19 protein-coding genes are annotated in these 19,689 nt (G+C 64.6%); 8 read left to right on the top strand and 11 right to left on the bottom strand.

Annotated features, from left to right (window positions below):
- The first annotated feature begins 1 nt into the window (after nt 1).
- The 4 genes from VGO04_RS01700 to ftsZ all read left to right on the top strand — a co-directional run bounded on the left by VGO04_RS01700 (nt 2) and on the right by ftsZ (nt 5,487).
- The gene (locus tag VGO04_RS01700) at nt 2-1,774 is read left to right on the top strand and encodes an iron ABC transporter permease (RefSeq protein ID WP_327494227.1); all 1,773 of its coding nucleotides are present in this window, start codon (nt 2-4) and stop codon (nt 1,772-1,774) included.
- A complete protein-coding gene (locus VGO04_RS01695) occupies nt 1,762-2,802 on the top strand; it encodes an ABC transporter ATP-binding protein (protein ID WP_327494226.1) in 1,041 nt (346 codons plus the stop codon). The genes VGO04_RS01700 and VGO04_RS01695 overlap by 13 nt, the downstream gene beginning before the upstream one ends.
- 579 nt (nt 2,803-3,381) lie before the next feature.
- Nucleotides 3,382-3,990 (top strand): glutathione S-transferase family protein, encoded by a 609-nt coding sequence (locus VGO04_RS01690; protein ID WP_327494225.1) that lies wholly within the window; start codon nt 3,382-3,384, stop codon nt 3,988-3,990.
- Nucleotides 3,991-4,449: 459 nt separating this feature from the next.
- Nucleotides 4,450-5,487, top strand: coding sequence for a cell division protein FtsZ (gene ftsZ, locus VGO04_RS01685; RefSeq protein WP_327494224.1), 1,038 nt, complete (start codon nt 4,450-4,452; stop codon nt 5,485-5,487).
- 510 nt (nt 5,488-5,997) lie between these two features.
- Here the strand turns inward: ftsZ and VGO04_RS01680 are convergent.
- From VGO04_RS01680 to VGO04_RS01665, 4 genes are all read right to left on the bottom strand, one after another.
- Entirely contained in the window at nt 5,998-6,120 is a 123-nt protein-coding gene (locus VGO04_RS01680; protein ID WP_327494223.1) for a hypothetical protein, read from the bottom strand.
- Between the two features lie 366 nt (nt 6,121-6,486).
- A complete protein-coding gene (locus VGO04_RS01675) occupies nt 6,487-6,765 on the bottom strand; it encodes a hypothetical protein (protein ID WP_327494222.1) in 279 nt (92 codons plus the stop codon).
- 144 nt (nt 6,766-6,909) lie between these two features.
- Nucleotides 6,910-7,041 carry a hypothetical protein gene (locus VGO04_RS01670; protein WP_327494221.1) on the bottom strand — a complete coding sequence of 44 codons (132 nt, stop codon included), beginning with the start codon at nt 7,039-7,041 and terminating at the stop codon, nt 6,910-6,912.
- A 421-nt stretch (nt 7,042-7,462) separates the two neighbouring features.
- Nucleotides 7,463-9,757 (bottom strand): mechanosensitive ion channel domain-containing protein, encoded by a 2,295-nt coding sequence (locus tag VGO04_RS01665; RefSeq protein ID WP_327494220.1) that lies wholly within the window; start codon nt 9,755-9,757, stop codon nt 7,463-7,465.
- A 671-nt stretch (nt 9,758-10,428) separates the two neighbouring features.
- On the opposite strand from VGO04_RS01665, the gene VGO04_RS01660 reads away from it, so the two are divergent.
- Nucleotides 10,429-10,737, top strand: coding sequence for a hypothetical protein (locus VGO04_RS01660; RefSeq protein ID WP_327494219.1), 309 nt, complete (start codon nt 10,429-10,431; stop codon nt 10,735-10,737).
- Between the two features lie 241 nt (nt 10,738-10,978).
- Here VGO04_RS01660 and VGO04_RS01655 read toward each other — a convergent pair whose 3' ends face one another.
- On the bottom strand, nt 10,979-11,752 hold the full coding sequence (locus VGO04_RS01655) for an SDR family oxidoreductase (RefSeq protein ID WP_327494218.1): 774 nt from the start codon (nt 11,750-11,752) through the stop codon (nt 10,979-10,981).
- Between the two features lie 294 nt (nt 11,753-12,046).
- On the opposite strand from VGO04_RS01655, the gene VGO04_RS01650 reads away from it, so the two are divergent.
- The gene (locus VGO04_RS01650) at nt 12,047-12,949 is read left to right on the top strand and encodes a LysR family transcriptional regulator (RefSeq protein ID WP_327494217.1); all 903 of its coding nucleotides are present in this window, start codon (nt 12,047-12,049) and stop codon (nt 12,947-12,949) included.
- Nucleotides 12,950-13,059: 110 nt separating this feature from the next.
- Here VGO04_RS01650 and VGO04_RS01645 read toward each other — a convergent pair whose 3' ends face one another.
- From VGO04_RS01645 to VGO04_RS01625, 5 genes are all read right to left on the bottom strand, one after another.
- Nucleotides 13,060-13,482: a hypothetical protein gene (locus VGO04_RS01645; RefSeq protein ID WP_327494216.1), complete on the bottom strand. Its 423-nt coding sequence runs from the start codon at nt 13,480-13,482 to the stop codon at nt 13,060-13,062.
- Between the two features lie 187 nt (nt 13,483-13,669).
- A complete protein-coding gene (locus VGO04_RS01640) occupies nt 13,670-14,380 on the bottom strand; it encodes a hypothetical protein (protein WP_327494215.1) in 711 nt (236 codons plus the stop codon).
- 264 nt (nt 14,381-14,644) lie between these two features.
- Nucleotides 14,645-15,982 (bottom strand): epoxide hydrolase family protein, encoded by a 1,338-nt coding sequence (locus tag VGO04_RS01635; protein ID WP_327494214.1) that lies wholly within the window; start codon nt 15,980-15,982, stop codon nt 14,645-14,647.
- An 11-nt stretch (nt 15,983-15,993) separates the two neighbouring features.
- Complete coding sequence (locus VGO04_RS01630; protein WP_327494213.1) at nt 15,994-16,389, bottom strand: cupin domain-containing protein; 396 nt, start codon at nt 16,387-16,389, stop codon at nt 15,994-15,996.
- Between the two features lie 182 nt (nt 16,390-16,571).
- Nucleotides 16,572-17,276, bottom strand: a complete 705-nt coding sequence (locus VGO04_RS01625) for an SDR family oxidoreductase (RefSeq protein ID WP_327494212.1) — start codon at nt 17,274-17,276, stop codon at nt 16,572-16,574.
- A 121-nt stretch (nt 17,277-17,397) separates the two neighbouring features.
- Here VGO04_RS01625 and gcvA point away from each other — a divergent pair, with 121 nt between their 5' ends.
- Nucleotides 17,398-18,306, top strand: coding sequence for a transcriptional regulator GcvA (gene gcvA / locus VGO04_RS01620; RefSeq protein ID WP_327494211.1), 909 nt, complete (start codon nt 17,398-17,400; stop codon nt 18,304-18,306).
- A 34-nt stretch (nt 18,307-18,340) separates the two neighbouring features.
- On the opposite strand, the gene VGO04_RS01615 is transcribed toward gcvA, so the two are convergent.
- Nucleotides 18,341-18,898: a putative immunity protein gene (locus tag VGO04_RS01615; protein WP_327494210.1), complete on the bottom strand. Its 558-nt coding sequence runs from the start codon at nt 18,896-18,898 to the stop codon at nt 18,341-18,343.
- Nucleotides 18,899-19,056: 158 nt separating this feature from the next.
- Here VGO04_RS01615 and VGO04_RS01610 point away from each other — a divergent pair, with 158 nt between their 5' ends.
- Nucleotides 19,057-19,590: a hypothetical protein gene (locus VGO04_RS01610; RefSeq protein WP_327494209.1), complete on the top strand. Its 534-nt coding sequence runs from the start codon at nt 19,057-19,059 to the stop codon at nt 19,588-19,590.
- Nucleotides 19,591-19,689: the final 99 nt, after the last annotated feature.

The following is a 19,689-nucleotide window of genomic DNA, read 5'->3' as shown; positions in this document are numbered from 1 at the left end:
AATGCTCGACCGTAACGATGCGCGCAGCCGGCCCCGCTGGCTGCGCTTTCTCTTTCAAGGCGTGACAGGCAGCAGACGGCGGGCAAGGGCAGGTGCTACGCCTGCCGCAGAGCCACGCTGGCTTGCGCCCTTCGTCGTTGCCTGCCTCTTCGTGCTGTGCCTTTTGCCGCTTGTGAGCCTCGCCAAAGCGGGCCTTGCCGGGCTCGTTTCCGGCCAGTCGGTTGGCGTGCTGAGCGAGCCTGCGACCTTTGCGGCAATCCGCAACACGCTGTTGACCGCGACCGGCGGCATGATCGTTTCCGTGCTGATCGGCGCGCTCTTTGCCTTTGCTGTGGCGCTGACGGACGTGCGCGGCAAGCTGGCTTTAAGCTTCGCCTTCATGCTGCCGATGATGATCCCGCCGCAGGTGACCGCACTGGCCTGGGTCGAAATGACGGGGCCTGCGAGCCCGCTTCTAAAGACGCTCGGGATCGCGCCGCCGCTTGGCAGCCCGCAGCCGCTCTATTCGCTTGCCGGCATTTCGCTGCTGCTTGGCGTGCAGCATGCGCCGCTCGTCTTCCTGGCGCTGAAAGCCGGGCTTTCCGCCTCGCCGCGCGACGGGGTGGAGGCGGCGCGGCTTGCGGGCGCCACGCCGTTTCGCGTCTTCCGCGACATCGTCGCGCCGCTGTCGGCTCCGGGGCTGATCGCGGGTGCCGCGATCGCCTTTGTCTCCGGCGTCGGCAATTTCGGCATTCCGGCGATCCTCGGCATTCCCGCGGGCATCGAGGTGCTGCCGACCTTGATCTATACTCGGCTTGCAAGCTTCGGCGCCGGCACCTTCGGTGAGATCGCGCTGCTCTCCAGCCTCATCGCCGTGATCGCTGCGGGCGGGCTGTTGTTGCAGCAGCGGGCGCTTTCCGGGCGCGACTATCGCATCATCGGTCTTTCCGGCGCTAATGCCGCCTTTTCGCTCGGCCGCTTCCGGCTGGTCATGGAGCTCGTGCTGGCCGCCATCCTGTTCCTCGTGCTGGCAGCGCCGCTTGTGGCCCTTGTCGCCAGTTCGCTGGTGCCGGCCTATGGCGTGCCGCTCAACCTTCAGACGGTGTCGCTCAGAGCCTACGAAGAGATCCTCTTTCGCCAGTCGATGACGCTGAAGGCATTCGGCAACTCGATGTTCCTCGCCGTTTCGGCCGCGTTCGGCCTGCTCGCCGTTTCGGTGCCGGCGGCCTACCTGATGACAAGACGCAAGGGGGCGCTCGCCAATGGGCTCGGCATCCTCATCGAAATTCCCTATGCGCTGCCCGGCATCGTGCTTGCGGTTGCCTTCATCCTCACCTTCGCCGCACCCTTGCCGATCTTCAAAGTCTCACTCTACGGCACGATCTGGATCATCCTGATTGCCTATTTCTCCTCGTTTCTGGCGGTCAGTCTCAAGCCCGTGATGAGCGCCTTCCTGCAGATGGATCCGTCGCTGGAAGAGGCGGCGCGGCTTTCGGGCGCGGGCTTCTTCAGGCGCATGCGCGACGTGATCCTGCCCTTGGTGGCGCCGGCGGCGGGGGCGGCGATCATCCTCGTCTTTCTCATCGCCGCCAACGAGCTGACGGTTTCCGCGCTGCTCTGGTCGGCCGGCACCCAGACGCTCGGTGTCGCCATCTTCAACCTCGACGACAGCGGCTCGTCCGATCTTGCCTCGGCTCTTTCCGTGCTGGTGGTGGTGATGGTCGTCGCCCTGATGGCGGCGCTCGAGGCGCTCGCGAAATATCTTCCGGAAGGCGTGCTGCCGTGGCGCAACTGATCCTGAACCATCTCTCCAAGCATTTTGGCGGCGGCCGGCCGGCGGTGTCGGATGTCTCGCTCAAGGTGCGCGAAGGCGGCTTCCTGGCGCTGCTCGGGCCATCGGGCTGCGGCAAGACGACGGTGCTCCGCATGATCGCCGGTTTCGAGCGCCCAAGCGACGGCTCGATCGACTTTGGCGAGAGGCGGCTTTCGGACGCTGCACAGGCGCTGCCGCCCGAAAGGCGCAACATGGCGATGGTGTTCCAGTCCTACGCGCTCTGGCCGCATATGACGGTCGCCGAAAATGTCGGCTATCCCTTGAAAGTGCGCGGCATTTCCGGGGAGGCCTGGAAAAGGAGCGTCGGCGACGCGCTTTCGCTGGTGAAACTGACAGACTATGCCGAGCGCCGGCCGGCGGCCCTTTCCGGTGGACAGCGCCAGCGGGTGGCGCTCGCCCGCTGCCTGGTGACTTCGCCCGATGTGGTGCTGCTCGACGAGCCGCTCGCCAATCTCGACCAGCACTTGCGAAAATCGATGGAAGAGACCTTCCGTATCTTTCACGAGCGCTCTGGCGCGACGATGATCTATGTGACCCACGACCAGGCCGAGGCGATGGCGCTTGCAACGGATGTCGCCGTCATGTCGGAGGGGCGGTTGGTGCAGATGGCGCCGCCGGCGGAGATCTATGCGCGGCCCGAAGGCGCCGTTGTCGGCGGCCTGATCGGCCGCGGCGCTGTGCTTCGGCTGGCGCTGCCCGAGGGTGCGCCGCGGACGCTCGAGTGGACGGTCCTGCGCTCTGCGCTTGACGGTCTCGGCAAAGCCGCTTCAGGTGCCGCCCGCCTTTGCGACGTGCTGGTGCGGCCGGAGCATGTCGCGCGCGACGGCGAGGGAATTTCGCTTCGGGTCAACACCTGCACCTTCGAAGGCGAACGGTTTGCGCTGACGCTTTTGCTACCGGACGGTCAGCTGTTGAAGGCCTATGGCGACCAGGCCATGACACCGGGCGAGACGGCGCGTTTCGCCATCAGCCGGGGCTGGCGGCTCTAGATCGTTCATCGAAACTTGAGTTGATTCCACTCTTTGTCCGTACGCAATCCGGATGGTGCGCGCGCCGGCCTCAATCGCAATTCGGCTTGTCGAGCACCACCTCGAACTGGCGCGGGCCGACCAGGCCAGGTTTTGCCGGCAGGTCGACGATCTTGGCGATAACAGCGCATTTGCCGGCAACCACCGCATAGCGGTCGCGCCCCTGGCTGACGATCTTGTCGATCGGTGTTTGGGAACGGCCGCGGCGACGGCGTTGATGACGGCATTCAGCTCGCGGGCGCGCTGATAGTTGGGCGCGAGCGCCGCAGCTGCCTGGCCGGCGGCAAGGAGAAGGGCGAGGCAGCAAAGGGTTGAGCGGGCAAGCATGGCATGGCTCCTGTTTGCGCCAGCCAAGCACGGCTTCAGGCCGCATTCAACCGGGTGCTTGCGAAAGCCGGAGTGAAGGGGAGCCGGGAAAATTTCGGCACGTTGAAATAAACCATTGAGTTAAATGAAACCGGTTGCTATAAACAACCGGTGTTCCGCTGACATGCGGTTGAGGAGGAACGAGGCGAAGCGCCTCATCGACAGGAGGACAAGATGAAACTCTATCAGGGCATGGGGCCGAATTCCTATCGCGTGCGCATCTTCATGGCGGAGAAGGGGATTTCGCTGCCGATGGTCGATGTCGATTTCGCCAAGGGCGAGCACAAGGCGCCGGAATTCCTGGCGGTCAATTCGCTCGGCCAGATCCCGGTGCTGGAGCTCGACGACGGTACCATCATCACCGAGAGCGTCGCGATCTGCCGTTATCTGGAGGAGATGCACCGCGAGCCGCAACTCTTCGGCCACGATGCCGTCAGCCGCGCCAAGGTGGAGATGTGGAACCGCCGCGCCGAGCTGGTGATCCTCGGCACCGTCGGCAACGTCGCGCTGCACTCGGACGCCTTCTTCGCCGAGCGCCTGACGCAGTTTCCGGCCTTTGCCGAGACCGAGCGGGTGGCGGTGCCGAAGAAGTGGGGCTGGCTCGACGACGAGCTTTCGGACGGCCGGCCGTTCCTCGCCGGCGATGCGTTCTCGATCGCCGACATCACCGCCGGCGTCACCGCCTGGCTCTGCGACGTCTTCGGCATGGAGATCCCGGCCTCGGCGAAGAATGTCCAGCGCTGGCTGGAGCGGGTGCGCGCGCGGCCGAGTTTCGAGGCTTGAGGGATCGATAGAGGGCAGGGGTGGGCCGCCTCGCCACGCAGTGCGGATCTGCCCCTCATCCGGCCTGCCGGCCACCTTCTCCCCGTTTTGACGGGGAGAAGGAGACGTGTGGCAGCCGCTCGTTCCATCGGCCAATCTGGCAGCCGCAGTCTCTGTCGGCAGGTCTCGGGTTGGTAGCCAGCCGTCTTCCTCGTTCCCTCTCCGCGCATGCGGGGAGAGGGCCAGGGTGAGGGGCAGACGCCCCCTAAAGCCTTGATCTTCGGGGATATTTCTTTATTTTTCCGCAGCAGCCTGATGGCCGGTTTCCCGCCTTTGCGGACCCGCTAAAATTCATATGTGGATAGCCGTTCTGTCCTTTTTCCTTGCCTTCTCCATGGCTTTTTTCAATTCCTAAAATACAAGCTGCCCGATTCGCCGCTGCCGGTGCCGCGCGAGGCGCCGGCTCTAGGAGACAAAGCCATGACCGATTTCAAGAAGCCCACGATCACCGAAATGCGTCCGAAGATCACCGTGATCGGGGTCGGCGGCGGTGGCGGCAACGCCATCAACAACATGATCAACGAGGGGCTTCAGGGCGTCGATTTCGTGGTCGCCAACACGGACGCACAGGCGCTTGCCATGTCGAAGTCGTCGCGCATCATCCAGCTGGGTGCGGCCGTGACCGAAGGTCTCGGCGCCGGCTCGCTGCCGGATGTCGGCCGGGCGGCGGCGGAAGAATCGATCGACGAGATCATGGACCACCTCGGCGGCACGCATATGTGCTTCGTCACAGCCGGCATGGGCGGCGGTACGGGCACCGGTGCGGCCCCGGTGATTGCGGCGGCCGCGCGCAAGGCGGGCATCCTCACGGTCGGCGTCGTCACCAAGCCCTTCAGCTTCGAAGGCAAGCGTCGCATGGAGACGGCGGAGCAGGGCATCGAGCGGCTGCGCGAGGCGGCTGACACCGTCATCGTCATCCCGAACCAGAACCTTTTCCGCATCGCCGACGCCAAGACCACCTTTGCCGACGCCTTCGTGATTGCCGACCGGGTGCTTTACTCCGGCGTCGGCTGCATCACCGACCTGATCGTCAAGGAAGGCCTGATCAACCTCGACTTCGCCGACGTGAAGTCGGTCATGAAGGGCATGGGCCGGGCGATGATGGGCACCGGCGAGGCGACCGGCGAGGGCCGTGCACTCAAGGCTGCGGAAGCCGCGATCGCCAACCCGCTGCTCGACGAAGTGTCGATGCGCGGCGCACGGGGCGTGCTGATCTCGATCTCCGGCGGCATGGACATGACGCTGTTCGAGGTTGACGAAGCCGCGACCCGCATCCGCGAAGAGGTCTATGACGAAGCCGACATCGTCGTCGGCTCGATCTTCGACCGCTCGCTCGATGGCACGTTCCGCGTCTCGGTGGTCGCAACCGGCCTCGACAGCGCCCGCGCTGCCGCCAGCCAGGCACCCGGCGTTGCCGCCGGTCAGCCGGCACCTGCGCCGACCCGCACGCTGCAGTAACCGCCACCGCTTTAGAGCGGCGAGGCTGACCTATCAGACGCCATGCGTTGCTCTGCGGCGCATGGCGTTTTTGCATGTCGCCGCGGTGAGCCGTACGCCCGGATTGAGGCTGTGTCTCTTGCAGCGTCTTCACGCATTGTTCCTCACCCAATCGGGGGAGGCAGGGGTACGGAAACTCGTTTCGTGCTTGGAGCGTTCTCGCATCGTTCAACTTGCATTAGATATCGCTTGCAAAGTGGGCGCTACCAATTTCAGGGGCCGTGGAGGGCCTCGACCTGCGTCACGAGGGGTAGCTGGATCGACCGAAATAGCCGTTAATCAAGCACTATTTCCGTTCGCCGTGCGCCGCAGTGTCGGGGCTGCCAGGCGGCTGTGGAAGCGGGCGCACCATAGAGACACGGCGGGCGCGCCGCCGAGCGGATTCGAAAGTGCAATTTACAGATGTGGGGAGAGTCTGGTCCGACGGGACGCGCGAAACGGGCGTTCCTGCGGTCGGCCACAGGCTGAAGTTCAGAGCGCTGCCAGCTGTTCGGCGGTCGCGACGATCTGGGCGTTGCCGAGCGAATGATCGGCGTATTTGAACACCAGAATGCTCATGACCGACGCAAAGAGTGCTACCAGGATGATACGCATGGGCGTTGCTCCGACTTCCTTTCGCCTGGCTTTGACCCTTGTTGCGCCAGGCTGTGATTGATCCGGAAACCGATGCTTCCCGGTAAAAGGCGTCTGCCTTTCGTTAAGATGTTTTTAGCAAATGGACGGGCGCGGCTATTGTTCCCGCGGGGACAGGGGGAATGCTGGTGCGCGGGTTTTGCCGTGGCGCACGCGCCTCAGTATCGGACGTTGGAAATCCGCGTGGAAGAAACGGGCTTTGTGCCGCTTTCGCTCTTCTGCCTGCTGAGTGCAGCCGGAGGCGAAGGCGGGCCTCGTGCGCGGGTCTCGGGGCGCAGATGCGGCCCTTACGAAAGTGAGGGTGGCCTTCGCCACCCTGACCGAACCTTACTTGCCGGAAAACAGCGATCGTCCGTCGGTGATCGAGCCTTTGTTCCGATCTCGACTTTTGCTGTCGTTCTGCCGCGCGCTGATGGCGCCGGTCCGGCTTTCTCCGTTTGCCAGCTCGATCAGCTCCGCAGTCTTTTGTACCGCCTTCTTTTCGACGGGTGCCGATGGCGCGGCGGCCAAGGCAGGCATTGCGATTGCGAACACAGCCGCTGCGGCAATGATGGTTTTCATGGGGCGTCTCCTCGGTTTGAACCGCGCCGAGCGCGCGGCAACCATTCGCCTAGCTGCGCCGGCGCGCCGGCGACATACGGCACCTGCCGTATTTCGACAGGGCCGCGATCCACGAAATCCCGCGATGGTTACGAAAGGCTTGTCAGGCGGGCTCCATCGGCCGGCCTGGACGCGCTTGCGGGCAGAGGCCTATAGGCCGAGGATCCAGAACAGGCTGCCGAACAGCACGATGAAGGCGCCGACCGCGAGCAGGAAGCGCAGCATGCCGGAGTTGGTGTCTCTTGTGCCGGTGAGACAGTACCAAAGGTTGTCGTTGTCCATTGCCCAGGGCTCCGTTGCGTTGCCTCGCTTTTAACAAATAGCCGGCGGGATAAAACACCTCATCTTCCATGCCGCTTCACTCAGGTGCGGAAGTCCCCCATCCCTGCGGGCGAGGGGTGAAGTTGAGGATCTTGCTGTTTGAGCACACGGAATTAATCCCCGACCGTCTTCCTAATCCCGATGGACAGCTTGTCCTGCGGTGCGCCGCGCCTTACACTTTACCCATAAGCGCAATTGTCTGGTGTGACAGAACAGGATGCCGGCAAGCGCGCGCTGCTTTCGACTTTGACCATGGATGTACTGGCAAGTCTTGAGAGCAAAAAAGAAGAAGGCCGGGGCCAGCAGCCCCGGCCTTTCCTGTTTTCCGGGGCGGGTGAAAGCCTGTTCGGCGGAAGGCGCGACGGCCTTGCCGGTTCTGTCCTTACCCCTCTGCGTCCGCCGCCTCGGCGGCCACCGGCTTTTTTGCGAGTGCCAGGTTGACGGCTGCCGCTTCCGCCTCGGCAGCCCCTCCGGGCCCCGAGCGCACGGTGACGGCATTGGAGGCAAGGTCGAGGCCCGCTTCGCGCAGCGCCGGCAACAGCCGCTTCATCGCCTCGCGCTGGAGAATGCTGGGGTTGCCGGGGCGGGCAGTGAACTTCAGCCGCACCACAAGCGAGTTTTCCGTCACGTCCTGGATGCCCTGCATCTTCAGCGGCACCAGGAACTCGCCGCCGATTTCCGGGTCTTCCAGCATGGCAAGGCCGACCTTCTTGATGGTCTTGCGGATCTTTTCCGGGTCGGCGTCGCGCTCGAATTTCAGCTCGAACTTCACCGTGCTCCAGTCGCGGCTGAAGTTGGTGACCGCCTGCAGCTGGCCGTAAGGGACCGTGTGGATCTGGCCGTTCTGGTGGCGCAGCCGGAGCGAGCGCAGCGAGATGCGCTCGACCGTGCCCTTGAGCTTGCCGGTGTCGACATATTCGCCGACGCGGAAGGCGTCGTCGGCGATGAAGAAGATGCCGGAGACGACATCCTTCACCAGCGTCTGCGAGCCGAAGGAAAGGGCAAGGCCGAGTACGCCGAAGCCGGCCAGGAGCGGCGCGATGTTGATGCCGAGCGCCGACAGGATCACGAGGCTGGTGACCGCGAAGATGCCGCCGAAGATGAGGTTGCGGACGAGCGGCAGGATGGTCGAGAGCCGGCTCTGCTGGCGGATCATCGTCTCGTCCTCGCTTTCGCCGGGAAGGGCGACGCGGGCTGTCGGCGCGAAGGCCTCGAAACTGCGCCACAGAAAGCTGCAGATCACCCAGGCGGCGACAACCGCAAGGCTGATGCGCTCGAGGATGACGATCCAGCCGATGGCGCCGGCGGTGTCCTTCTGGACGAGCACCGGGCGCCAGAGCTCGATGATCACGTGCAGGCCGATCAGCCAGATGGCGCCGGCAAGGGCTGTCTGGATGCTGCCCGAGATTGCGGCATGGAGAGCGACCGAGGCGGGGGTGCGTCGCCGCTCGGCCGCCGCACCTGCGAGCGAATGAATGCCGAAGGCGAGGATCGGCAGGGCAAGCAGGATGATCTGTGTCGTGCCGCCGGCAAAGCTCCAGGCCGCACTGTTGGGACTGCCGGCGACGATGACGCTCATCAGCCAGAGCACGATGGCGCTTGCCACGTAGAACTCCGGCACCCCGAAGGCGATGGCGCGCCTGACCGGGCCGGGGTTTTCGCCGGCGAACACCGCGCGGATATCGGCTGCCCCTGCGATGAACCAGTAGAGCTTGAGAAGCGTCAGGACCGTCACGCCGATCAGCAGCCAGCCGTCGGTGGCGGCGGTCTCCAGCCCGCGCTGATGGGCAAAGCGAAGGCTGGCGCCGAGGATGGCGCCGATTGCGCCATAGGCGGTCAGCATGTTGGCGTGAAAGCGGGGATGGGCGATGCCGAGAAGGCGGATTTCGGGGCGCGTCGGCGCAAAGAGGAAGCGCGCGCCGACGGCGTAGGTGCCTGAGGCCAGGGCAATGGTGATGAGGGCGTGGGCGAGTTCGGCCGACGCCGTGCCCGGCGTCACGAACAGCCGAGCAAGCGCATGGGCGACTGCGGCAAAGATCGCGAGATAAGCGATGTCGAAGCCGAGGCGCACGACCGAGGCACGGACGCGGTGGAGCAGGTCGACCACTTCGAATTGGGCGCCGAACAGCCGATGGATCAGGAACCGGCTGGCAAAGGCGGCGGCAAGGCCGGCGGCAACGGCGAGCGCCGCAATGGCGGCGACTGATATCACCGACCAGCCCTCGGCGCGGATACCTGCCGCAACGTCAGCCATCACGCCGGCAATGCCGGACGTGCCGGCAACACCCATCTGCAAGCCGTTGAAAAATCGGGCGGAGAGGGTGTCGAGGGTATCGGGGGTATCTGCGGCAGGCACAGGTTCTGACGTCGTGGTTGCGGGGGCGGGCGCCTGTGTCGTCCCGCCCTCAGCAGCCGGTGTCGCAGCGGTCGCACCGGCCGGGGTTGTCGTCGCGGCCGGACCTTGGGCCTGCTCTGCAGCGTCGCGCCACTCGACGGTGACTGGCCCGCCAGCCTTGGCGGCGGCGCGCAAGGTCTCCTCGATCTCGGCAGCACTCTGGCCGGGCGTGAGAATGACGGTGATCGGCGGCGGCGTCTGGGCGGCTGCGGGCAGGGCGATCGCCAGAAGCAGCGCGAGGCTTGCAAGCAGGCAACGGCTGAGGAAGGGGATACGCACCATGAAATTCATCCATCAAGATCGGTTGTGCGCCCTGCGGCCTCACGCCCCACGTTACCTGCACATCACATTACATAACGTTCTAAAATTCCAAACGTATTTTGCGTTCTTGATGCGGGCCGCATCAAAGGCTGCCCCTCATTGCCTGCAGCGTCTCAGGCTGCCCCTCACTGTCCTGCCGGACATCTCTCCCCGCCAGGCGGAGAGAGAGACGCTGGGCGCACCCGCCGCAGCCAGACCTCGCCGTTTTCCAAACCGTCGTTTCATTGCCCAACCGTCAGCCTGGCAAATCCGATGCTGCTTGCTTCCTTCTCCCCCGCTCGGCGGGGAGAAGGTGCCGGCAGGCGGATGAGGGGCTTGGGCCGCCGGCCGTGCCAGACTGCCCCTCACTGTCCTGCCGGACATCTCTCCCCGCAGGCGGGGAGAGAGACGCAGGGGGCACCCGCCGCAGCCAGACCTCCGTTTTCCAAAGACGTCGCTTCATTGCCCAACCGTCAGTCTCGCGAATCCGATGCCATCTGCCCCCTTGCCCCCCTTTCCGGGCGCCGGCAGGCGGATGAGGGACCTGGCATTTCGCCTCTCCGCATGGGCACGTTGTCGCGAACCGCGTCGGAATCCTGTAAGCTTGTCAGAGCGCGTCGCGGCACATGCGATCTGAGAAACGGGAGGGCAAGATGTCCACTCAAGTTCTGCTAATCGTGCACGCCGAAATTCCCGACGAAGCGGACCGAGCCTCCTTCGACGAGTGGTACGACCGCCATATGCCAGACGCGTTGCGCGCGTTTGGCGCACTGCGGGGGTGGCGCACATGGAGCCGAACCGTTCCCTCGAAGCACACTGCCTTTTACGAGTTCTCCAGTTTGGCGGCGGCCAATGCGGCCATGCAATCGCCGGGTACGGAATTCGATGCCACATGGCACGGGCGGGCAACGCGCACGCGAGACGTGGTTGAGGTTGTCCAGCGGCTTCAAAACTCGGACTGATGCCGTCGAAAATGGGGTCGCCGGCCTTGCCCGTTTGCCCCCCACTGTCCTGCCGGACATCTCTCCCCACCACGCGGGGAGAGAGACGCTGGGTGCACGCTCGGATTCCGAACTTTCGCTGCTTCATTGGTCAAGCTTCATGTCTGGCGAACCCGGTGCCATTTGCTCCCTTCTCCCCGTCGTGACGGGGAGAAGGTGCCGGCAGGCGGATGAGGGGCAGGCCCTCACCGGAGCGGCGACCCTACTTGGTCGTATAGCCGCCGTTGACGAGGATCGTCTGGCCGGTCATCCACCAGCCGTCGGAGACGAGGAAGTGGATGTAGGGGACGATATCCTCGATGTCGGTGAGGCCGGTCTTTGAGAAGCCGGAAAGGGCCGATGCCGTCTTGTGATAGGCAACGGCGTCTGCCCCTTCGGCCGGGTAGAAGAAGGGCGTGTCCATGGGCCCAGGGCCAATCGCGGTGACCGAGATGCCGCGCTCGCCGAACTCCTTGGCGGCTGCGCGGGTGAAATGCTCGACCGGCGCCTTGGTGCCGGCGTAGGCCGCGTAGAAGGGGGTGAAGGCGCCGAGCAGCGAGGTGACGAGCGTGCAGACCTTGCCGTTGTCGCTGACGTGCCGGCCAGCCTCGCGCAGGAAGAAGAAGGCGGACTTGGAATTGACCGCACTCATCTCGTCATATTCGGCCTCGGTGATCTCGACGAAGGGCTTTTTCAGGACCTTGCCGACGGTGTTGACGGCGATGTCGATGCCGCCAAGCGCCGACTTGGCGTCGGCAAACAGCTTCTCGACATTGGCAGCGCGCGTGAGGTCGCCGTCAAAAGCGTAAGCCGCAGCACCGGTCGCCTTGATCGCCGCCACGGTCTCGTCGGCCGCGGCCTTCGTGGCCGCGCTGTTGTAGTGGATCGCAACGGCGCGCGCGCCGTGTTCGGCAAGATCGCGGGCAAGCAGGCCGCCAAGGTTCTTCGCGCCGCCGGCGATGAGAACGGATTTACCAGTGATGCTGTGGTCTGCCATGGGCTTCTCCTGTTTGCGGCCGCGCCTGGCGCTCGCCGGTCGTTGGTCTGGCGCTGGGGATGGCTGCGGGACGAACCCATGCCTCCTGCTTGGCGCTCCCGGTGGCGGCGCCTTAGCCGACCGCACGCGCCTGCACGCCATATTTCACATAGCGCATGCCTTGCCGCCGCCAACGCGTAAGGGGCGGGGTGGCTACGAGAGGCATCGCAAGGGAGAGAATATCGTCCATGCCGCTGGCATAAAGCGCCAGCGCGTGACATGACTTGTCAGAATTGGCGAACAATAGGGCGAGCCATGGACCGGATCGAGCTTTTCCGCATCTTCACCCGCGTCGTCGAAAGCGCGAGCTTTACCCGGGCGGCCGATACGCTCGGGTTGCCGCGCTCGTCGGTCTCGGCGGCGGTGCAGACGCTGGAAACCAGGCTCGGCACACGGCTGCTGCACCGCACGACCCGCAAGGTCGCGCCGACGCAGGACGGCGCTGCTTTTTACGAGCGCTGCCTGCGGTTGATCCTAGATATGGACGAGGCGGAAAACCTGTTTCGCCGGGGTGCGACCGGGCCGACCGGGCGGTTGCGCGTCGACCTGCCAAGTCGCATCGGCCGGCTGATCGTTGCGCCGGCGCTCCCCGAATTCCTGGCGCGCTATCCCGGGATCGATATCGATCTCGGCATGACCGACCGGGCCGTGCACCTGATCGAGGAAAGCGTCGATTGTGCGCTGCGCGTCGGGCCGCTTGCCGATTCCGGCCTGATCGCCCGGCCGTTCGGCTCGCTCCGGCTGATCAACGTGGCCAGCCCCGACTATCTTGAGCGCCACGGCACGCCGGCGACGCCCGGCGACCTCCAGGGACATTTCGCGGTCAACTATGCCTCGCCCTCAAGCGGGAGGGTCGAGGAGTGGGAATGGATCGAGGCGGGGGAGGTGCGCAGCGTGCAGGTGCCGGGCCGCGTCAGCGTCAACAGCGCCGAGGGCAGTATCGCCTGCTGCCTCGCCGGCCTAGGCCTCATCCAGATCCCCGCCTTCGACGTGATCGACCACCTGAGGGACGGAAATCTGGTCGAGGTGATGCCGAACCACAATGCAGCGCCGATGCCGATGGCGCTGCTCTACCCGCACCGTCAGCACCTGTCGGGCCGGTTCAAGGCGTTTGCCGAGTGGCTGGAGGGGCTGTTGCGGGGCGTGATAGCGGCATGAGGGGGGAGCTATCGAAATTCTTGATGGATAAGTTCGATAACGGATCTGACTGAAGTCTCAGACAGGTTCCATCCTTTTCCAGGCGCTGTAGTGAACGCACGACGTGGACTTTAGCTGATCGTCTGGTTGCAGCGCCGCCCGTTCCACGGCAGGAACTCCGAGCCGCCGGCGTTCCACTTGCCTTCGAATTCGGAGAAGTCCGGCGTGAAGGTCACGATCAGCTGACCGTAGCCATATTTGTCGCGCCACATGAAGGTCCGCGTCAGATCGCTGCCGTCGCCATCGTCACCGGTCTCGGCAAGCTCTCCTTGAACGGGCTGGCCCTGATCGGAGAACATGTAATCTCCGACGAGGTTGCCGGCATTGGTCTCGAACCGGGTCTGCGCATCCGACATGACGCCGGCGGACGAAAGCTGGCCGCAATAGGTTCCCGAGGGAGCGTGGATCGTCTCGCCGGCGAATGCGGGAGATTCGAGCGTGGTTGCGAGAAGGATTGCGACCGTTCGTGAAATGCTTGATGTCAAATGCGGCACCTTTGGTTCTCCCCGGCAAGTCGCGGCTTCTTAGTGGCAACGAGACGTGGCGGTTCGTCGAAGCGCGTGCACCCGGGTGCCTCGCGGGCTCAACCAAGCAAGTTTGCGCCTGTTGTCGCCACCGGCTCCTTGGTGCCAGATAAACACGACAGGGCTATTCCATCCTCACCGCAGCTTTTGAGCCAACTCAAGCTTTGGGCGCTGTCGCTTCGGCCTGGCGCTGGACAAACGATCCGAGAAACGCGCCCAAAGTGAGTTTTGCGAGATCAAAGAACTGATCATTGAACAGTCCCAGGACGGCTAAAATCAGCGTCAGGACGATGGTTGCGAGCGGTAGCCCGGTGAGGCCGACTTTTGTGAAGGTTCCGGTTGCGCCCGAAAGGCTGCTGAGTCGTATGAACTGGCCGATTGCATCCGAATTTCCGGCGGCAATCGCAGGTCCCAACAAGGCATAGTCTTGAGGTGCAATCACGTGAGCGGCAACGGCTCCGGAACTTCGAAGCAGTCGAATTCCCAGCATGGAACATATCGCGGCCGAAATAACGCAAATGGCCGGAGCAAGCAAAAAACCGATTAGCCCTGCGACCAACTTGACTAGGTGTTCCTCTGGGGGCGCTCCAGGTACTTTGGCATTCTCAAAGGCAGCAATCGTGAACTGTGGGGCGTTTTGCATCGCAATAAATGACGTATATGCGGCCATAGCGAACAATGCCATGGATGCCGTCAGGAAGATCAATCCGCCGACAAGGAAGTGTTGATTGTACTTCTCACCGGTGACCGGTATGTAAGTGGGGGCCGGAAGTGCAGGTGGTAAGTTATGGACGATCTCTTTTCCCGGCCGAGTCAATTCTTCCTCTCCTCGCGTGACTTCGTCTGTATGAGTGGTGATTGTCGACATCGTTCCAGCCCTCCCCATCCTTCGCCTTAGATGGTCGCAGGTCGCAACCTAGAGTCAATATCCGGGTAACGGAGTGGTTGGACGTAAGGCTCGGTGTCCCAACGGCTCGCCGAGGTCAGGGTACCGCCCGAAGGTCAAAACCGCTTCGGGAGACGACGGGATGCGCTGCCGCCAAATGAGCAGCACCTGCCCAATCTTCTAGGCTACCGGTGGCGTTTCGCGCCACCGGCCCGGATATCCGGCACCGCCAAAACAAACGCATCCTCAGCGCACCCCGCGAAACGCTGCGCGGACCTCGGTGCTGAAAAGCTCCGGCTCTTCCCAGGCGGCGAAGTGGCCGCCCTTGTCCACGTGGCTGTAGTAGACGAGGTGCTGGTAGGTTCGCTCCACCCAGTTTTTCGGCGGGCGGTAGACCTCGCCGGGGAAGATGGTGACGGCTGCGGGGACGGTGATGGGGCCGCGGGTGCCGGGGGTGTTGCCGTTTTCCCAGTAGATGCGGCCGCTCGATGTGGCGCTGTTCGTCAGCCAGTAGAGCGTGATGTTGTCGAGGATCGCGTCGCGGCCGAGCGCTTGTTCCGGGTCGCCGCGGGTAAAGACCCAGTCGGCGATCTTGTCGTAGAGCCAGGCGGCAAGCCCGACAGGCGAATCCTCGAGCCCGAACCCGATGGTCTGGGGTCGCGTGCCAAGGATCGCGGCATAGCCGAAGCCCTTGCTGAGGAAATCTCTGGCTTCGTCGAAGACTGCCTTTTCCTCGGCCGTCAGGCCGGCCGGTGCCGGGTCGCCGCTCTTCAGCGCCTTGGCGATTTCGGGCGGCAGCGTGGTCGCGCGCTCGATGCGATTGACGTGGATGGCCTTGAGGCCGGCTGGCGCCTGGCGGCCCAAGGCGTCGGCGATGATGGCGCCCCAATCGCCGCCTTGCGCCACGTAGCTGTCGTAGCCGAGGCGCTGCATCAGCTGATCCCAGGCGCGGGCGACCCGGTCCGGGTTCCAGCCAGACGCCTTCGGCTTTTCGGAGAAGCCGAAACCGGGGATCGTCGGCAACACCAGGTGAAAAGCGTCCGCGGCCTTTCCGCCGTGGGCTGTCGGGTCGGTGAGCGGGCCGATCGTGCCCAGGAGTTCCAGGACCGAGCCCGGCCAGCCATGGGTCATGACCAGCGGCAGGGCATCGGCGTGCGGCGAGCGGACATGGATGAAGTGGATGTCGAGCCCGTCGATGCGCGTGACGAACTGGGGAAGCGCGTTGAGCCTGGCCTCGACCATGCGCCAGCCGTAACCTTCCCGCCAGTAGTCGACAAGCGGCCGCAGCTTTTCAAGCTGGACCCCTTGAGAACGGTCGCTCACCGTTTGCGCATCCGGCCAACGGGTCGCCGCAAGCCGCGTGCGCAGGTCGTCTAGGTCAGCTTGAGGAATGTCGATGCGGAAAGGTCGGATGGCATCCGCCGCAGGGGTGGCGGCGGATGCCTCGGCGTTGGCCGCAGCCGGGAAAAGGATACCGGCTGCGGCCGCCGCCGCGCCAGCCAGAAGCAGGGCACGGCGGGAAAGCATGGGGATTGCGCTTGCCTCGCGGGTAGAGCCGCCCTTCGGCTGGGAACTGCTAGCCATGATCGCGCGCCTCACTTGACCGGCGCGAGCAGCGTCTCGCCCTTGCGCACCACGTAGGTCGCAAGCTCGGACGCCTTGACGCTGCCGACATTGGCGGCGACGTGGGCGACGCCTGAGGGAATGAACAGGCTCTGGCCGGCCGTGAGCGTCACGGGCTCTCGGCCCTCGAGCCGGTACTCGAGCACGCCTTCGAGCACATAGGCGACCTCTTCGCCCGGATGGTTGTGCTTGATGGAGACGGCGCCCGGCGCAAAGTCGACCCGCACCTGCACCACCTGGCGGCCGGGGGCCTCGATATCCTGCTGGATGAGATCGGTGCGCTGGAGGCCCGGCTGTTGTGCCTGGGCGGGGGCGATGACGCTGCCAAGAAGCAGGAGTGCCAAGGCCGTCGTGCGGGTGGTGTTCATCAGATCGTTCCCTTCGGTTCCGGCTGTTCGGTTCGGGGACCATTTCGCCTGAGAACTGCACCGGGGATGTGTCCGGCGGAAGGGAGATTTGTATCAGCATGTGTCTGAGATCCGGGCGGTGGCCACCCGGATCTCGCTTTCATGGCGCGCGCCGTCCGTGCATCTGAACGGACGAAGGGCGCTCAGACCGAGCGCGTCAGGCCGCCGTCGACCTTGAGGTTCTGGCCGGTGATGTAGCCGGCGCCCTCCGAGGCGAGGAAGGCGACGGTGGCGGCGATTTCGGCGCTGGTGCCGTAACGCTTCATCGGCACGGCGTCGCGGCGCTCTTCGGTGCCCGGCAGGCTGTCGATCCAGCCGGGAAGCACGTTGTTCATGCGCACGTTGTCGGCCGCATAGGTGTCGGCGAAGATCTTGGTGTAGGAGGCAAGGCCGGCGCGGAAGACGGCAGAGGTCGGGAACATCGCCGACGGCTCGAAGGCCCAGGCGGTGGAGATGTTGATGATCGAGCCCGACTTCTGCTTCTGCATGATCGGGGCGACGAGCCGGACCGGGCGGATGACGTTCATCAGGTAGACGTCGAGCCCGGTGTGCCACTGCTCGTCCGTGATCTCGAGGATCTGGGCGCGCGGACCGTGGCCGGCGCTGTTGACCAGCGCGTCGATGCGGCCCCATTTTTCCATGGTCGCGTCAACCAGGCGCTTCAGGTCGTCGTTTACCTGGTTGGAGCCGGTGATGCCGATGCCGCCGAGCTCGGCCGCCAGCGCTTCGCCCTTGCCGGAGGAGGAAAGGATCGCCACCTTGTAGCCGTCGGCTGCCAGACGCCGTGCGCTTTCCGCTCCCATGCCTGAGCCGCCGGCGGTGATGATTGCGACTTTTTCTACTGCCATCTTTCGATCCTCTCTCGGTTGACGCGGGCGCCGATTGTGCTGCCTTTGCAATTGAAATACCATCTTCCGGGTGGGACGGCGAAGCAGTTTCGCTTTCAAATGGCAGTAGAAAAACTATTCGATGAATGACGCTCCTGGAAAGCTCCCATCGTTGAATGGGCTGAAGGTGTTCGAGGTGGCGGCGCGCCACCTGAACTTTCGGCTGGCGGCCGAAGAGCTCGGCGTCACGCAGGGCGCCGTCGCCCAGCAGATCCGCGGGCTCGAAGCCGAGCTTGGCGTGACGCTGTTCGAGCGGTTGCCGCGCATGCTGGCGCTGACGGGCGCCGGGCGCGTCTACATTGCCGATGTCAGGCGGGCGCTCGAAATCATCGCGCGGGCGACGGACGGGCTGAAGCCGCAGCCGGTCAGGCTGACGATCAGCACCACGCCGTCCTTCGCCTCGAAATGGCTGATCCCGCGACTGCCCGACTTCACCCAGCGCCACCCCGATCTCGACCTGCACATTCTCGCGACCGACCGCATGTCGAATTTCCAGGTCGATGGCGTCGACCTGGCGGTGCGCTACGGGCGACCGCCTTTCGGGCCGGGGCTTGCGGTGGAACTGCTGTTCGAGCAGGAAATCGTCGCCGTCTGCAGCCCGATGCTGATGGCCGGCGGCAAGGTGCCGGACACGGCCGACGAGCTTGCCGGCTACACGCTGCTGCACGACGCCCACAATTTCTGGCCCGAATTCATCGAGCGGCATCTGGGGGGAAGCCGGCAGGCAACGTTCAAGGGCATCAGCTTCAACCAGACCTCGCACGCAATCGAGGCGGCGACGGCTGGCCAGGGCATCGTGCTCGCCAATCGCGATTTCGTGGCGCAGGACATTGCCGAAGGGCGGCTCGTGCGCATTTTCGAGGGGTCACTCACCGGGCCGTCGGACTTCTACCTCGTCTGGCCGCGCTACCGCAAATCCCAGGGGCTTCAGACGGTGATTGCCTGGATCAGCGCGGAGGCGAACAAGGCGCGCGAGCATGCGCTGCCGTGATTTCTGACCGTGCGCGCCTTGGCAGGAGCGCCGATCAGCTGCGCAGCGCCGTATCGAGCCGGTAGAGCAGGGCATGAAAGGTGCCCTTGCTCGGCTTTCTCCCCGGCATTTTCCGGACGATCCGCCGAAGCTCGGGCGAGGCGGCAGAGATCGCGCGAGCGACCTCTGCTTCGATGTGCTCGGCCATGACTTCGGACATGAGGTCGGCTTCCTCGCCCGCGCCAAGCGAGAGCGCCTGGATGGCATGGGCGGCGGGTGCAAGCACGTGGTTGATCTGGTGCGGCGTTTCGATCGGGTGGGTGTAGGCGGCACCGGCGGCGGTCGAGGCCGCGCGGGCGGCGGCCTTGGCGGCGGGATCGTCAATCTCGCGGACAGCGGCCTGAGCACTCCAGGCGGCCTTGCGCAGCTGCGCGGTGCGCGGCGCGCCCTCGGCAAAGGCGCGGGCCGCGGCAATCGCATGGCGCGGCCGCCGATCGGCCGGTGCCGCGGCCTCGAAGACCGGCAGGGCGCGTTCGGCTGAAAGCACCGCCCAGCGGGTGATGTGGCGCAGGTCGTCTTCGTTCAGGAGCGGCCGGGTGGCTTCGTCGGGCATGGTCGTTTTTTGCATGGAAGGCGGCATGCCGCAATCGGCGCGAAGCAGCGGCGAGAGGGCTGGGCCTTTGTTGCTGCAGCCATGGCGGCGCTTGCGGCGATCCCGAACAGACCTATTGTGCGCTTGCGATGCCCGAAGACGAGATGAAGCGGATGGTGATGGCTACCGATATCGACGTTCCCAAATATGCCGAGGTCGAGCACGAGAGGCGCTTTCTCGTCTACCGCTGCCCTGACCTGAGCGAGCGCGACTATCGGACGATCGAGGATATCTATGTGGCCGACAGCCGGCTTCGGGTTCGCGCGATCACCTTCAGCGACGGCCGTCCGCCTGCGTTCAAGTTCTGCAAGAAATACCCGTCGGACAGCGTCACGTCCGCGCCGATCGTAAACATCTACCTGACTGCCGGAGAGTACGAACTGCTGTCGCGTCTTTCGGGAAACACGGTTCGCAAGCGCCGCTATCGTCTCGATTTCGAGGGGATGCTCTACAGCATCGACGTCTTTGAGGGCGCACTCGCCGGGCTGATCCTGTCGGAGGTCGAAGCCAGCTCGAGCGATGCGCTGCGTGCCTTGGCACCTCCGCCGTGGAGCAGGTTGGAGGTTACAGGAGACGATTTTTTCCGTGGGGCAAACCTCGCCACTGTCAGCGCGGCGGAGCTTCAGGGCAAGCTCTCGTTGCTGCGGCGCTGATCCGTCGGATGTTTGTTCGCTTCGGGGACTTCGGGCCAAAAGGAGCTATCGCTCCGTATTGGCCAGCGGGTCAGGCCGGTATCGAACGGTCAGGAGTAG

Origin of the sequence: Ensifer sp., from assembly GCF_035999185.1 — a bacterium.
Classification (GTDB): Bacteria; Pseudomonadota; Alphaproteobacteria; order Rhizobiales; family Rhizobiaceae; genus Ensifer.
This window is presented reverse-complemented; position numbering and strand designations above follow the sequence as displayed.

Bases quoted from the DNA above. Each gene is read 5' to 3' on its own strand.
- VGO04_RS01680 (WP_327494223.1), bottom strand. From the start codon at position 6,120: ATGCGTATCATCCTGGTAGCACTCTTTGCGTCGGTCATGAGCATTCTG.
- ftsZ (WP_327494224.1), top strand. From the start codon at position 4,450: ATGACCGATTTCAAGAAGCCCACGATCACCGAAATGCGTCCGAAGATC.
- VGO04_RS01665 (WP_327494220.1), bottom strand. From the start codon at position 9,757: ATGGTGCGTATCCCCTTCCTCAGCCGTTGCCTGCTTGCAAGCCTCGCG.
- VGO04_RS01650 (WP_327494217.1), top strand. From the start codon at position 12,047: ATGGACCGGATCGAGCTTTTCCGCATCTTCACCCGCGTCGTCGAAAGC.
- VGO04_RS01670 (WP_327494221.1), bottom strand. From the start codon at position 7,041: ATGGACAACGACAACCTTTGGTACTGTCTCACCGGCACAAGAGACACC.
- VGO04_RS01655 (WP_327494218.1), bottom strand. From the start codon at position 11,752: ATGGCAGACCACAGCATCACTGGTAAATCCGTTCTCATCGCCGGCGGC.
- VGO04_RS01635 (WP_327494214.1), bottom strand. From the start codon at position 15,982: ATGGCTAGCAGTTCCCAGCCGAAGGGCGGCTCTACCCGCGAGGCAAGC.
- VGO04_RS01675 (WP_327494222.1), bottom strand. From the start codon at position 6,765: ATGGTTGCCGCGCGCTCGGCGCGGTTCAAACCGAGGAGACGCCCCATG.
- VGO04_RS01660 (WP_327494219.1), top strand. From the start codon at position 10,429: ATGTCCACTCAAGTTCTGCTAATCGTGCACGCCGAAATTCCCGACGAA.
- VGO04_RS01700 (WP_327494227.1), top strand. From the start codon at position 2: ATGCTCGACCGTAACGATGCGCGCAGCCGGCCCCGCTGGCTGCGCTTT.
- gcvA (WP_327494211.1), top strand. From the start codon at position 17,398: ATGAATGACGCTCCTGGAAAGCTCCCATCGTTGAATGGGCTGAAGGTG.
- VGO04_RS01630 (WP_327494213.1), bottom strand. From the start codon at position 16,389: ATGAACACCACCCGCACGACGGCCTTGGCACTCCTGCTTCTTGGCAGC.
- VGO04_RS01690 (WP_327494225.1), top strand. From the start codon at position 3,382: ATGAAACTCTATCAGGGCATGGGGCCGAATTCCTATCGCGTGCGCATC.
- VGO04_RS01640 (WP_327494215.1), bottom strand. From the start codon at position 14,380: ATGTCGACAATCACCACTCATACAGACGAAGTCACGCGAGGAGAGGAA.
- VGO04_RS01625 (WP_327494212.1), bottom strand. From the start codon at position 17,276: ATGGCAGTAGAAAAAGTCGCAATCATCACCGCCGGCGGCTCAGGCATG.
- VGO04_RS01615 (WP_327494210.1), bottom strand. From the start codon at position 18,898: ATGCCCGACGAAGCCACCCGGCCGCTCCTGAACGAAGACGACCTGCGC.
- VGO04_RS01610 (WP_327494209.1), top strand. From the start codon at position 19,057: ATGGCTACCGATATCGACGTTCCCAAATATGCCGAGGTCGAGCACGAG.